Annotated in this window: 12 protein-coding genes and 1 riboswitch; of the genes, 5 read left to right on the forward strand and 7 right to left on the reverse strand. The window is 64.5% G+C overall.

Annotation, left to right across the window (positions count from 1 at the left end; translation table 11 throughout):
* Nucleotides 1-32 precede the first annotated feature (32 nt).
* A riboswitch (S-adenosyl-L-homocysteine riboswitch) is annotated at nt 33-121 on the reverse strand.
* Between the two features lie 150 nt (nt 122-271).
* The gene (locus AABB87_RS14655) at nt 272-1,462 is read left to right on the forward strand and encodes an HD-GYP domain-containing protein (RefSeq protein ID WP_341971920.1); all 1,191 of its coding nucleotides are present in this window, start codon (nt 272-274) and stop codon (nt 1,460-1,462) included.
* A gap of 42 nt (nt 1,463-1,504) precedes the next feature.
* Here the strand turns inward: AABB87_RS14655 and AABB87_RS14660 are convergent, their stop codons facing one another.
* The 5 genes from AABB87_RS14660 to AABB87_RS14680 all read right to left on the reverse strand — a co-directional run bounded on the left by AABB87_RS14660 (nt 1,505) and on the right by AABB87_RS14680 (nt 6,282).
* Entirely contained in the window at nt 1,505-2,560 is a 1,056-nt protein-coding gene (locus AABB87_RS14660) for a homocysteine S-methyltransferase family protein (protein WP_341971921.1), read from the reverse strand.
* A gap of 125 nt (nt 2,561-2,685) precedes the next feature.
* Nucleotides 2,686-3,414, reverse strand: coding sequence for a PEP-CTERM sorting domain-containing protein (locus tag AABB87_RS14665; protein WP_341971922.1), 729 nt, complete (start codon nt 3,412-3,414; stop codon nt 2,686-2,688).
* A 201-nt stretch (nt 3,415-3,615) separates the two neighbouring features.
* A complete protein-coding gene (locus AABB87_RS14670; RefSeq protein WP_341971923.1) occupies nt 3,616-4,461 on the reverse strand; it encodes a ProQ/FinO family protein in 846 nt (281 codons plus the stop codon).
* A 118-nt stretch (nt 4,462-4,579) separates the two neighbouring features.
* Nucleotides 4,580-5,266: a DUF4197 domain-containing protein gene (locus tag AABB87_RS14675; protein WP_341971924.1), complete on the reverse strand. Its 687-nt coding sequence runs from the start codon at nt 5,264-5,266 to the stop codon at nt 4,580-4,582.
* 2 nt (nt 5,267-5,268) lie between these two features.
* Nucleotides 5,269-6,282, reverse strand: a complete 1,014-nt coding sequence (locus AABB87_RS14680) for a fumarylacetoacetate hydrolase family protein (RefSeq protein ID WP_341971925.1) — start codon at nt 6,280-6,282, stop codon at nt 5,269-5,271.
* Between the two features lie 131 nt (nt 6,283-6,413).
* Here AABB87_RS14680 and AABB87_RS14685 point away from each other — a divergent pair, with 131 nt between their 5' ends.
* From AABB87_RS14685 to AABB87_RS14695, 3 genes are all read left to right on the forward strand, one after another.
* Complete coding sequence (locus tag AABB87_RS14685; RefSeq protein WP_341971926.1) at nt 6,414-7,469, forward strand: DUF3108 domain-containing protein; 1,056 nt, start codon at nt 6,414-6,416, stop codon at nt 7,467-7,469.
* Nucleotides 7,470-7,662: 193 nt separating this feature from the next.
* Nucleotides 7,663-7,956, forward strand: a complete 294-nt coding sequence (locus AABB87_RS14690; RefSeq protein ID WP_341971927.1) for a BTH_I0359 family protein — start codon at nt 7,663-7,665, stop codon at nt 7,954-7,956.
* A 121-nt stretch (nt 7,957-8,077) separates the two neighbouring features.
* Nucleotides 8,078-10,468 carry an ATP-binding protein gene (locus AABB87_RS14695; RefSeq protein WP_341971928.1) on the forward strand — a complete coding sequence of 797 codons (2,391 nt, stop codon included), beginning with the start codon at nt 8,078-8,080 and terminating at the stop codon, nt 10,466-10,468.
* Between the two features lie 88 nt (nt 10,469-10,556).
* On the opposite strand, the gene AABB87_RS14700 is transcribed toward AABB87_RS14695, so the two are convergent.
* The gene (locus AABB87_RS14700) at nt 10,557-10,961 is read right to left on the reverse strand and encodes a response regulator transcription factor (protein WP_341971929.1); all 405 of its coding nucleotides are present in this window, start codon (nt 10,959-10,961) and stop codon (nt 10,557-10,559) included.
* A gap of 232 nt (nt 10,962-11,193) precedes the next feature.
* Between AABB87_RS14700 and gshA the strand changes: the two genes are divergently transcribed.
* A complete protein-coding gene (gshA, locus tag AABB87_RS14705) occupies nt 11,194-12,486 on the forward strand; it encodes a glutamate--cysteine ligase (protein ID WP_341971930.1) in 1,293 nt (430 codons plus the stop codon).
* Here gshA and AABB87_RS14710 read toward each other — a convergent pair.
* Nucleotides 12,477-13,460, reverse strand: a complete 984-nt coding sequence (locus AABB87_RS14710; protein WP_341971931.1) for a LysR family transcriptional regulator — start codon at nt 13,458-13,460, stop codon at nt 12,477-12,479. The genes gshA and AABB87_RS14710 overlap by 10 nt on opposite strands.
* Nucleotides 13,461-13,545: the final 85 nt, after the last annotated feature.

Here is a 13,545-nt window from a genome sequence, read left to right on the forward strand (position 1 = left end):
GCCGCAAACTCACCGCGGCCCAAAGGATAGGGATTCGGTGAGCGTCGTTGCTGGGCGCCTGCGGCACCCTTGTCCAAGCCTGGCAAACCCTTGACGGTTTGTCGCAACGCTCCTTGAACCAGGGCGCGATTTTACGCACAGGCATGGGCTTGAATCGCGTCCCATTCAAGCCGTCGCGCCAGATGCCGACAAAATAGCGTGCTTGGCCCTGCGTCAAAAATGCAAAAAGCCTGCGGACACCCTGCGCAAAACGAAAACAAACGAGCCCACTTTGGATCTGATTCCCTTTCCCCCTGTTGCCCTGCGCTTTGGCCAAGAGCTGCCCTATTCCGTGCGGGATGCCGAGGGCAAGCTGCTGATTGCCAAGGGCCATGTCTTGCTCGACAGCCCGCAGGTGCGCCAGATGATTGTTCGCGGCGTCTGGGTGCAGGCCCACGAAACCAAGGAATATCAAAAAGCCCTGGCCCACAAAATGGACACCTTGATGCACCAGGGCGCCGCGCTGGGCGCCATCATCAAGGCCGAAGCCGAGCTCAAGACCGAGCGCCAGGTGCGCCCCGAACTGGGGCCGCAAGCCGCCTGGGCCGATTTGCGCGTGCACGCCGCCAGCGTCTTGCGCGAGCCGCGGCAGGAGGACTTCAAGGCCCGCTTCCAGCAATTGCATAACGAGTCGCTGGAACGCTTGCTGCGCCAGCCCGATGCCACGCTGATGCTGCTGATCTTCGACGCCAGCATGGACTTCAACCAGTACAGCGCCCGCCACGCCATGCTGTGCCAGGTGCTAGCCGAGCTGTGCGGCCGCCAGCTGGGCCTGCCCGACGAGCAGCGCCTGGCCCTGACCCAGGCGGCGCTGAGCATGAATATCGGCATCACCGCCTTGCAAGATCGTTTGGCGGCGCAGCAAGACCCGCCCTCGGAGGCGCAGCGCCGCGATTTGATGGGCCATGGCGACCGCAGCGCCGAGTTGCTGCACAGCCTGGGCGTGCGTTCCGAGCTGTGGCTGCAAACCGTGCGCCTGCACCATGAGGCCGGCCCCGGCCCGCTGGCCGAGCGCTCGCCGGCCGAGCATTTGGCCCGCTTGCTGCGCCGCATCGATAGCTTTGCCGCCCGACTTAGCCCGCGCCGCTCACGCCTGGCGCTGCCCGGCGCCTCGGCCGGCCGCTCGGTCTATCTGGATGAGTTGCGCCAGCCCGATGAGGCCGGCGTGGCCATCGTCAAGACGCTCGGGCTTTACCCGCCCGGCAGCTTGGTGCGCCTGGCCAATGGTGAGGTGGGCATGGTGTTCAAGCGCGGCCACAGCGCCACCGAGCCGATGGTGGCGGCCCTGCTGGGCAAGAGCGGCAACCCCTTGAGCGAACCGGTGCCGCGAGACACCCGCCTGGCCACCCAGGCCATCGCCGCCAGCCTGGCGCCGCATGAGATGAAGCTGCTGGTGACGATGGAAAAGCTCCTGCGGCTATAGCCCCGGGCTATGCCTGGGCCTAGCCAGAGGGCAAGGGTGGGCTTAGGCCTCGACCAAGCTGCTGAAGAACTTGTCGCCGCTGAGTCGCGGCTTGTAGGCCGAAACCTGAGCCGCAATGGCCGCGATATGCGCGGGCGTGGTGCCACAGCAGCCGCCGGCGATATTGAGGAAGCCGCTGCGGGCGAACTCGCTCATCAGGCGGCCGGTGACATCGGGCGTCTCGTCAAAGCCTGTGTCGCTCATCGGGTTGGGCAGGCCGGCATTCGGGTAGCAGCTGATCGCCACATCGCCGGCCGCCTTGGACAACTCCTCGATATAGGGGCGCATCAGTGTGGCGCCCAGGGCGCAATTCAGGCCAATGGCCAGCGGCTTGGCGTGGCGCACCGAATGCCAGAAGGCGGTGACGGTTTGGCCCGAAAGAATGCGGCCCGAGGCGTCGGTGACGGTGCCGGAGATGATCACCGGCAGGCGCTCGCCCGTGTCTTCCATCAACTCGTCCAGGGCGAAGATGGCGGCCTTGGCGTTGAGGGTGTCGAAGATGGTTTCCACCAGGAACAGATCAACCCCGCCTTCCAGCAAGCCCTTGGCCTGCTCGTAGTAGGCCGCACGCAAGGTGTCGAAGTCGACATTGCGGGCACCGGGGTCGTTCACATCCGGGCTGATGGAGGCGGTGCGCGGCGTCGGGCCCAAGGCGCCGGCGGCAAAGCGGGGCTTGTCCGGCGTGCTGTATTTGTCGCAGGCCTGGCGCGCGATCTTGGCGGCAGCCACGTTCATTTCGTAGGCGAAGGCCTCCAGGCCGTAGTCTTCTTGCGCCACCGAGGTGGTGCCGAAGGTATTGGTCTCAATGATGTCGGCGCCGGCGGCCAGGTATTGCTCGTGAATTTCCAGAATCACGTCCGGCCGGGTCAGCACCAGCAGGTCGTTATTGCCCTTCAAGTCCTTGGGATGGTCGGCAAAACGCGTGCCGCGGAAGTCCGCTTCGGTGAGCTTGTAGCGCTGGATCATGGTGCCCATGGCCCCGTCCAGAATGGCGATGCGCTGCTGCAAGATGGCGGGCAGGGCCGCACCACGGGTAAGGGCTGGAGACGTCGTGTTCATGCCCGCATTGTAGAAACGAAGCGCACAGCCCCGGGCATCCCATGAAAAACGCCCGCTGCCGGGGTAGGCTGCGGGCGCATCTTTGTGTCATATGGGTGGGCGCTGGCCCCCCAGAAAGTAGTGGCTCAACAAGCCTTGCGACGGCGGACCACGCCCAGCATCAAGGCAGCACCAGCCAGCATCAGTGCGTAGCTGGACGGCTCGGGTACGGCAGCGGTCATGCCATTGATGGCGAAGGGCATCTCGGCCGTCAGACCCGAACCAGTGTCTGTCCAAGTTGCATAAGCGCCTCCCGAAGTAGCCTGTTGGGCATTGCCGATGCGGCCATCTGAGACCGGCGGTTGCCAGGGGCCAGAGGCGAGCGAACCCGTCAGGCTCCAGCTCAGCCAGTAATGGCCGGCAGCCAAAGTGAAGTCGGTGACATCGGCCTGCGCCTTGTAAATGCCGCGGGCCGTATTGGTCAATGTGGTGGGCGTCACGCGATAGCCCTGCAGACCACCATCGGTGAGCTTGGTCACGCCCGAGGCCACGACAGTGCCGGAGTTGACGTCGCCGAGATGGATGGCCCAGGTGGCTTGTTGGAAGGTGAAGCCGGTGGAGCTGGTCTGATAGCCGAAGAAGTCCAGGCTGCTGATGTTCCAGCTCTTGCCGGCCGCGATGGTGAAATCATCGGCCACCGAATTACCGACACTGGTTTGATCGCCCAGCCCCAAGGTCGTGTTGGGCGAGGTCAAGACGGACTTGCCGTTAGCGTCTACTACCGGGCCGTTGTTGTAGATTTCGGCGGCCTGGGCCGCGCCAGCACTGAGTGCCGCGGCAGCGGCAGCAAGAGTCAAGAATGCAAAGCGTGTCATTGTTAGTCCTTTGGTCTATCGCTTTTTGGGCTTCAGCACGGACATGCGAGGCTGGGCCGCATGTCATGGGTTCGTACACCCTGGGTTGAATGACCCGAGGCCGAACGCAGACACACGATAGCAACAATGCCAGGGGGCGCTACCCCCCTGTTCCTGGCCCTGGAAAACCCCAGGGATGGCGCTTGTTTTCGCCGTTATGGCTCAGCGGGCAGGGCGATTGCGCGGGCCGCGTTGGGCGCGATCACCGCCCTTGTTGTCGCGTCCTTCGCGGCCTCCAGCGCCGCTGGGGCCATTCGGGCGCGCATTGCGGGGCGCGAACTGCGGACGCGCTTCACGGGGTGGCTGAGCGGCACGCTCGGCCCGGGCGATTTCCAGCAGGCCGGGCAATTCCGCTTCCGTCACGCCCTTGAGCACGCAGAAGTTGGGCAGCGTCAGGGTGGTGCGCTCGAAGTCGTGCAGCAGGCCGGCGCGGTTGCGCGCCTGGGTCTGGGCCAGATCGCGCTCGGCTTGCTCGGCCGCCAAGCGTTCTTGTTGCAGGCCACGGCGGCGAGCCAGCTCTTCGCGGGCAGCCAGGCGGTGCTCTTCGCTCAGCTCGGCCACGGCTTGGCCATCCAAGTCGAAGCGGTGGGTGGCTTTGCCCAGGGCGATCAGATAGCCGGTGTTGCCGGTATGGCGGCGCAGAAAGCTCGACAGCTGGGCCTTGCTGAACTGGGCCGGAGCGCGCTCTTGAATATCGGCTTGGATGCGCAGCTTCAAAGGCTTGAAGACACCGCCACCGAAGATGGCCGGGAACAGCGCCTTGAGCTTGGCCGCGCATTCGGCGGGCGACATCTCGGGCGTGGCCTTGGCGGTGGCTGCGGCAGGCTCGGCCGGCGCAGCGTCGCCCTCAGCCGGGGCAAGATCGGTCGCAGCTGCAGCAGCATCAACTGCCGCGTCGTTGGCGGTCACGGGCGCAACAGCCACAGGGGTCTCGGCAGCTGGGGCGGAGGCCTCGTTCGAACCCTCAGGGGCGTTCAAATCGGCGGTCTCAAGAGAAGAATCGTTCATGGCAGGCGCGCTAGTGCGGCAAAAGTTCAAGCCGCTATTGTCCACCGCCGCGGCAGCCTGCTCTCAGGCTTTGCATTTCAGACCCTGGTAAAGGCTTCACCGCCCGAGCAAGGCCGCTTCAAAGCCCGCCGAAAACCTTCTTGAGAATCGCGCTGCCAGTGCCCACTGGGTCTTTGCGGATCTTGCGTTCTTCCTCGGCAATCATCAGGAACAAGCCGTCCAAGGCCCGGCCGGTGACGTATTGCTGCAGATTGGCGTCCTGGCTCTTGATCAGGCCCAGGCCGGCGGCTTTGCCGGCCACGGCGTTGTACTTGTCGGCCAGCGCCACTTTCTCGGTGGCATGGGTGACGATGGGCAAAAACTGCTTGCTGAGCGGCTCGCGTGTTTTGCTGACGAAGAACTGCGTCACCGAGTCGTCGCCGCCTTGCAGCAGGCGCACGCCGTCTTCCACGCTCATGGACTTGATGGCTGAACTCAGCAGCGGCCGGGCCGCTGGCACGGCCGCTTCCGCAGCGCGGTTCATGGCCGTCAGCAGGTCTTCGACCTGTTGGCCTTGACCCATCATCTTGAGCAGTTGCACGCCTTCTTTGAGCTGACCGGGCAGCTCGATGCGCACCGCGGGGTTGCCCAGAAAACCGTCCTTCTTGCCCAGATTGGCAATCGCCGCATCGGCCCCGCGGGCCAGGGCCGCGCGTATGCCCGAGGCGGCATCGCCTTCGCTGACAGCCGCCCAGCTCGGGCGCAGCGCCAGCAGGGCCGGCAGCAAAAGCAGGGTTCGGCGGTGGTGTTGGTGGCGCAAGCTCATGCTCAGATCTCCGGGTTGGGGTTGTCCAGCGCTTCATGCAGGGAGACGACATCTTGGTCGATGGCGCCGAACATGCTCAGGCCGTCGCGGCCCTTCATGTCGATGCGAATGCTGTCGCCGAACTTCATGAATTCGGTTTTGGGGGCGCCGCCTTCGATGGTTTCGATGGCGCGTCTCTCGGCAATGCAGCTGTAGCCCCGGCTCCAGTCCTTGTTGCTGACCGTGCCCGAGCCCACGATGCTGCCCGCGCGCACCTGCCGGGTTTTGGCAATGTGGGCAATCAACTGGCCAAAGTGGAAAGTCATCTCCGGCCCGGCTTCGCAAAGCCCCACCTTGCGGCCATTCCACATCGATTGCAGGCTCAGTTCGACCCGGCCGCCGCGCCAGGCCTCGCCCAGCTCATCGGGGGTGACAGCCACCGGGCTGAAGGCCGTGGCTGGCTTGCTTTGGAAGAAGCCAAAGCCCTTGGCGAGCTCGGCCGGGATCAGATTGCGCAAGCTCCAGTCGTTAGCCAGCATCAGCAGGCGCACACCGTCCAGGGCCTGATCCGGGCTGGCACCCATGGCCACATCGCCGGTGATCACGGCGATCTCGGCCTCGAAGTCGATGCCCATGGCTTCGGAGACGAAGCGCGCCGGGTCGCAGGGGCCCAGGAAGTCATCACTGCCGCCTTGGTACATCAGCGGGTCGAGGTAGAAGCTCTCTGGCACTTCGGCGCCACGTGCCTTGCGCACCAGCTCCACATGGTTCAGATAGGCCGAGCCATCGGCCCATTGGTACGCGCGCGGCAGCGGCGCCATGCACATCTTGGGGTCAAAGTTGAAGGCGTGGCGCAGCTTGCCGTGGTTGAGGCTGATGGACAGCTCCTCCAGCTGCGGGGACAAGAACCCCCAGTCGTCCAGCACTTGCTGCAGGCGGGTGGCGATGCCATTGGCGTAATGCGCCTGGCTGAGATCACGCGAGACGACGACCAGCTGGCCATCGCGTGAACCGTCTTTGTAGGTGGCAAGTTTCATGGGTGCGGCAAGGCTTGCGAAGAAGCGGGAACAATGCAAGTCTCGCATTCTCACCTGCGGCTGCGCGCGACTGCTCGCGCCAAGCTGTTGGCCCTTGTTCGTTCGCCCTTGCTCCGGTTCCTGCTCTCGCCATGTCCGCCCGTTCCGCATTCTTGTCGGCCTTGCCGCGCCGCAGTACCCGCCAGGCTCTGGCGGCGGCCGTGCTGCTGAGCTTGCTGGCCCATTTGGCTTTGCTGCTGCCGGCCAAGCGTGCGGCAGAGCCGGCCAGCGCGGTGCGCAGTGTCAAGGCCTTGATGGCGCTGCAAACGCGGGCATTGGTGCCGCAGCCAGCCGTGCAAAGCGCGGACAGCGAAAGCCCTTCTGTCCAGGCAGCCATTTCTGCTGTCATCGCACGCGGGCCCGCGCAGCGTCCGCCGGCAAAGCCAGATTCCCCCAGCGCGACAGCAAAGACGCCGCTCTCCGCCGCCCCCTTGGCTTTGGCCGATGCCACCGCACTTGCCGCCGCAGCTCCCGCCCGCCCCGGCAGTGCCCCGCCCAGCGGCGAATGGCATTACCTGCTGCGTTCTGGCGAGCGCGAGGGCCAGGCCAAGCTGGTCTGGCACAGCGAAGCCGGCCGCTACGCTCTGCGTCTGGAGCGCCAGCTGGAAGGTCGCGCCTTGCCCAGCTGGCATAGCCAGGGCACGCTGGACGGGCTGGGCCTGGCCCCGCAGCGCTACACCCAGCAACGCCGTGGGCGCGAGCAGGCGGCGATCAATTTCCGCGCGGGCGAAGGTCTGCTGAGTTTTTCCGCCAGCGATGCCCTGCTGCCCTTGGAGCCGGGCACGCAAGACCGTCTGAGCTGGTGGCTGCAGCTCAGCGCCCTGGTCGAGGCCGACCCGGCCTTCTACTCCGCCGGACGCAGCTTCAGCTTGCGGGTGGCGGGCTTGCGCGGCGTGGCGCTTGACTGGCAGTTCGAGGTGCTGGGCCTGGTGCCGTTGGCGCAAGACGATGGCAGCAGCGTGCTGGCCCTGCAACTGCGCCGCGCGCCTGTCGGCGCCTATAGCGGCGAGGTGCAGCTGTGGCTGGACCCGGCCCGCCATCACTTGCCCCTGCGCCTGAACTTTGAGCAGCCCGATGAGCAGGGCTGGAGCCTGCGCCTGCAGCCCGAACCCTCGTCTGGGCCGGCCGCCAGCGCCGCTGGCACCTGATCTGCGGGGAAACACGCTCCCTCACTTGCGGGAATACCGTCAATTTTTTGCGTCAGCAACACAAATTTCCTGATCTGAGCCTCCGAAGTGCCGCGTGATCTGAGACTATTTGTGCATGTGGTGGCGCCGTCTAGTGCCGATAAGGCTTGAAAGTGGCGCCGCTGGCCGCAGGTGATGCTGATAGGAGGTTTCCATGCACATGCTCTACAACTCCCCCAGCTTCAGTGTTGTTAAGTTCGACATACAGGTCAACGAGCCGCAGATGGGCGAGTTCCTGCAAGCCAATCCCGAGTTGCAACTGCAGCGCGGGGGCTACGAGATCGTCGACAAGTTCAGCCGCAAAGAAATCTTCATCGAAGGCGCGCTGGCCCAGCAGTTCCAGGACGGCGTTGAGGCCTTGATCGAACAAGACCCGAGCGAAGAAGACCTCGACGATTTCATCGAGAGCTTCGCCAGCATGGGCCATCAACCCGTCGTCATGCACTGAACCCGAGACCGGCGACTAGCCTTCGCCGGCGGGTGAAAAAGAGCGCTTGTACTGTGCGCCGAGCTAAGCCAAGATCGGGCAGCGCCAGGCTTGAGCTGGCGGCTTGATTGCGAGGGATGCCATGGTGAAGCGCTCAACCGCTGTTGTGAGCCCGACCGCGCCGCGAGGTGCCGCGCGGCCGCGTGCCGCCGCCGCGAGCAGCGCCGAGTTCAAACAAGACGGCCGCGTGCTGCCCTCGCCCGGGCTGAAGAACGCCGCCGTGCTGGACCGCATGTGCTCGCAGTTCGTGCTGACGCTGACCGTCAAGCATGCCGGCAAATTCAATCTGCGCCGCGACTTCAACGGGCTGCTGTCCTTTACCGGCCGTCATTTGGTTTGGCCTGTGCGGGTGCTGGGCCGGCTGCGCGACTACCTCAAGCTGCGCTGCCAGAACAACGAACTCTGGACCGGCCACGAAGCCCTTAGCGATGAGGACTTCTTGCTGCGCTACGGCGTTTGGACCGGGCCTTTTTCCGAGTCCACCTTGTTCTTCTACCTGGACGAATACGTCAAGGACGCGCCCAAGGACATGCTGGCTCTGCTGGCCACCACCAGCGAATGGCTGGACCGGCAGCTCAAGCGCGAATCCACCCTGGTCGAAACCAATATCGACGCGCTGGGCAATCTGCTGCAACTCAACCCTGCCGAACGGGCGCTGCTGCTTTACGGCACCCTGGCGCGCTACCAGCGCGAGTTGCGCGGCGCGCTTGTTGAGTTCAAGGTCAATACCGCTCAAGAAGCCTTCGCCACCATCGCCGCCGTGGCCGGTGTGAATGCCCAGGAAGTGGCCGAGGCCTTGCGCGCCGGTTCGCGGCTGGAGCGCATCGGCATGGTGGAGAACCTGATCTCCGAGCACAACATCACCGATCTGGCCGATCTGATGAAGGTGAGCGACCAGCTCCCGCCGGTCTTGATGCGCGAGTACAAAGGCCCGCATGATTTGATGGCGGTGTTCACCCGCCCGGCCTCGAAAAGCAGTTTGACTGCAGCCGATTTTGATTTCGTCAGCGACGATCTGGGCGTGGTGGGCAGCCTGCTGCGCGAAGCGGTGGCGCGGCATGACGCCGGCGTGAACATCTTGCTCTACGGCCCGCCCGGCACCGGCAAGACCGAGCTGGCCAAGGTGGCCGCGCAAGCCGCCGGGCTGGATCTTTACGAAGTGGAATACGCCGACCGCGATGGCAACTCGCTCTCGGGCCGCGACCGCTACCGCTCGCTGCAGATCAGCCAGGTTTTCCTCAAGGCCAGCGCCAATGTCGCGCTCTTGTTTGATGAGGTGGAGGACGTGTTCCCGCCGCTGTCCAGCGACACCGCGCAGCTGATGGCGCGGCTGGATTCCAGCGGCGAGCAGCCGGCCAATGGCTCGGTCAGCGGCAAGGCCTGGGTCAATCAGATTCTGGAAACCAACCCGGTGCCGGTGATCTGGGTTACCAACCGCATCGAGCAGATCGACCCGGCCTTCCGGCGCCGTTTTCAATATCACCTGGAACTGAAGTCGCCGCCGCCCGGGGCGCGCTTGCGCTTGGTCAGCACGGCGCTGGCCGATGTGCCGGTGGCGGAAGGTTTTGCCGCGCGCCTGGCCGAGCGGCGTGGCCTGACCCCCGCGCAGGTGCGCACGGCCGTGCGTTTTGCCCAATTGGCCGGCCCGCCCGAGGACTGCGAACGGCTGATCCTGCGCCAGCTTGAAAACGCCGACAAAGCCCTGGGCCACGCCAGCAAGGAGCGCGGCGCCCGGCCCATGGTGACGCAGTACGCGCTGGATTTGCTGAACTGTGAATCGCGCTTTGAGATCCCGCGCATCGTCGCCGCCTTGCAAAGGCGCAGCAGCGGCAATCTGTGTTTTTACGGCCCGCCGGGCAGCGGCAAAACCGCCCTGGCCGAGCACATTGCCCAGAGCCTGCAAAAGCCCTTGATGATCCGCCAGGCCAGTGACTTGAGCAGCAAATTCGTCGGCGAGACCGAGCAAAACATGGCCCGCATGTTCGAGGCCGCCGCCAGCGAGGGCGCGGTGCTGCTGCTGGACGAGGCCGACAGCTTCTTGCGCAGCCGCCGCATGGCCGAGCGCAATTACGAGGTCTCCGAGGTCAATGAGATGCTGGCCGGCATGGAACGCTTTGCTGGCATTTTTATCTGCACCACCAATCTGTTCGAAGACCTGGACGAAGCCGCCTTGCGCCGCTTTGCCTTCAAGATTGCGTTCAAGCCGTTGCGCGCCGATCAGCGCGAACGCATGTTCCGCCGCGAGGCGCTGGGCGACGATGAGGCTGCCTTGGATGCTGAGCAAACGGCCCGTTTGGCCGCGCTGGATGTGCTGACCCCGGGCGACTTCGCGGCCGTGCGCCAGCAGGTGGAAATCCTCGGCGAGGCGCTCACACCGGATGAGTTTTTATCTCAGCTGGAGGCCGAGCACCGTGGCAAGCCTGGGGTGCGGCAGCGGCGTGGCATCGGTTTTGCGGCGGCGCTGAAGCATTGAGTGTTGCACGCTCAGCGTGCGCGTTCGAGTGGTGGTGCTGAGCGAAGCTTGTCAGCCAAGCTTTGGCAGCAGGCGGGCCGCCCCTCGCTCAAATCCCCTCGGGGTCGACGCTCTCTGTGGGGCGGTTGCGCAAGAGCAGTTCGGTCAGCTCCAGCAGCTTGGCGGGGCTGAAGGGCTTGGTGAGAAAGATATTGGCGCCGGCCTCCAGGGCGCGGGCCTTGGTGGCGGGGCGGATGTCGGCGCTGAGCACCACGACCAGGGCACTGGCCAGGGCGGCGTCCGCGCGAATGCGTTGGCAGACTTCGATGCCGTCCAACTCGCCCGGCAGCATCACGTCCAGAAACACCAGGTCGGGCCGCAGGGTTTGCGCCATCGCCAAGCCTAAGCTGCCGTTGGGCGCCTCGTAAAGCGTATGGGTGGATTCTTCCAATGACCAACGTACTAAGCGGCGGATCTCGGCTTGATCTTCGATAAGCAAAATCTTGTGCGGCATGTTGGAAGGCTCGGCGGAGCACTGAGAAGCTTCGCGCATATTACTTTGCAATTAGGGGGCTTGGCATTGGCGCGGGCAGCCCCATGTGAACAACGGCACGGGCCTGTCGGGCTTGCGCCTGCGTGTGCCGGCTTGCTTGCCAGCCCGCATTTGGCTTTTCTGAGCGGATGCCCGACTCGCTCCTAGAATCACTCCACCCTTTCCGCCTCCCGCTTCCCCGAGTACATCCGCCATGGTTCCCCACCTCATCACCGCACTGACAGGCCCGATCAATGAGTTGGAGCAGCGTGTGCTCGAATCCATGCCAGCCATTGAGCGCTGGTTCCGGCTGGAGTGGATGGAGCACACGCCGCCCTTCTACAGCTCGGTGGATCTGCGCAATGCCGGCTTCAAGCTGGCGCCGGTGGACACCAATCTGTTCCCTGGTGGCTTCAATAATCTGACGCCGGAGATGCTGCCGCTGGCGGTGCAGGCCGCCATGGCCGCCATCGAAAAGATCTGCCCCGAGGCCAAAAACCTGCTGCTGGTGCCCGAGAACGACACCGGCAATAGCTTCTACCGCAGCAATCTGGCCACCCTGGTGCGCATCTTTACCCAGGCGGGCTTGAATGTGCGCCTGGGCAGCATGGACCCCGCCGTCGTCGGCCCGACCGAACTGGCCATGGCCGACGGCAGCAGCCTGACCCTGGAGCCGCTGCTGCGCACGCGTGGCCGCCTGGGGCTGAAGGGCTTCGACCCCTGCACGGTCTTGCTGAACAACGATTTGTCGGCCGGTGTGCCGCGCTCGATTGAACATCTGCACGAGCAATACCTGCTGCCGCCCCTGCATGCCGGCTGGCCGACACGGCGCAAGAGCCAGCATTTCAAGGCTTACGAGGAAGTGGCCAAGAAGTTCTCCAAGCTCCTGGGTATGGATCACTGGCTGATCAACCCGGTGTTCACGCCACTGCAAAGCGCCGACTTCAGCGCCGGCGCGGGGCTGGAGGCCCTGCAAACCCAGGTCGACACCATCCTCAACAAGACCCGCCGCAAGTACAAGGAATACGGCATTCAGGAGAAGCCCTTTGTGGTCATCAAGCCCGATGCCGGTACCTACGGCATGGGTGTGCTGACTGTGCGCGATGCCAAGGATCTGGCCGAGTTGGGCCCGCGCAAGCTCTTGGGCCCGGTGGACGATGGCGCGGCCGCCGAGCATCAAATCATCGTGCAAGAAGGCGTGGTCACGCATGAGCGGGTGCATGACGCTGTCGCCGAGCCGGTGGTCTACATGATGGACCGCTATGTGGTCGGCGGCTTCTACCGCGTCCATGCCGACCGCGGTGTGGATGAGAACCTCAACGCACCCGGCGCCAGCTTTGTGCCGCTGGCGTTTTCGCAGTCTTCGCAACTGCCGCGCTTGGGTGAGAAGCCTGGCGTCAGCGCACCCAATCGCTTCTATATGTACGGCGTGATCGCCCGTTTGGCGATGTTGGCGGCGAGCTACGAGCTGGAAGTCACCGACCCGGAAGCCGAGATCTACGCCTGACTTGGCTCCCGCCGGGCGTAGTCCCCGGCGACCTGATGCAGCAAGGCCTTGAAACGTTCCACCAGCTCTGACTGGGGTTCGCGCAGATGCCAGAGGGCCAGGTCGGCCAAGCCCACCTTCGCCTCCAGCGGCAGGATCTTGACGATGCCTTGCTGGGCGGCGAGCCGTGCCACATGCAGCGGCATCATGGCCAGCAAGGGCAGGCGTTTCATCATGTTGAGCACCAGCATGATGTCGCCGGTCTCGATCAGATTGCTCGGGGGTGCCAGCCCCAGCTCTTGCCACATACGGTCCATCAGGCCCCGCATGCGTGTGCCGGGCAAGGGGCCGACCCAGGCCAGTTCATTGAGCTGAGGCCAGTCCAGCTGGCGCTGCTTCGACAAGGGGTGGATGCAGCTGATCACCACCACCTCGTTTTGCTTGAGCAAGACCTGACCCTCGATATCGGGAGGCATCTCGATCGGCGGCACACGCGCCAGCACCAGATCGCGTCGACCTTGGCGCAGCTCGTCAATCAGATCGGTGAGCGCATGGGTGCGAACGCTGATGGTCACCAGCGGACGTTCCAGCTTCATCAAGGCCATGGCATCGGGCAGGAGCTGGGGCAGGGCGGCATTGGTGGCGCCGATTTGCAATTCACCATGGGTGCCGCGCACGATGGACGCCACATCCTCGCTACCGCGCCGCAGGTCAGCCTCCAGCTTGCGGGCCAGGGCGATGAGCCTTTCACCCAGCGCTGTGGCGTGAAAACCGCGCCCTCTGCGCATGAACAGGGTTTGTCCTAGGCCCAGCTCCAACTCGGCCAATGACTTGCTCACGGCGGGCTGTGTGACATGCAGCAACTCGGCCGCTGCGCCGATGCCTTTCCCCTCATTCAATGCAAGGATCAGGCGCAGATGACGCAGGCTCAGGCGCTTGGCGATGAAGGCCTCGGCCAACTGCGGATCGGCGGTGGGAGGTGTCGGTATAACCATCGGAACACTCTAGCAAACCAAATGTCATAAATACCTGGTAGCGGGCTCTTAATGTGCGGGCTTCGGCTGCGCCCTGACAGTGAGC

The organism is Roseateles sp. PN1 (assembly GCF_038419725.1).
Lineage (GTDB): Bacteria > Pseudomonadota > Gammaproteobacteria > Burkholderiales > Burkholderiaceae_C > Paucibacter_A.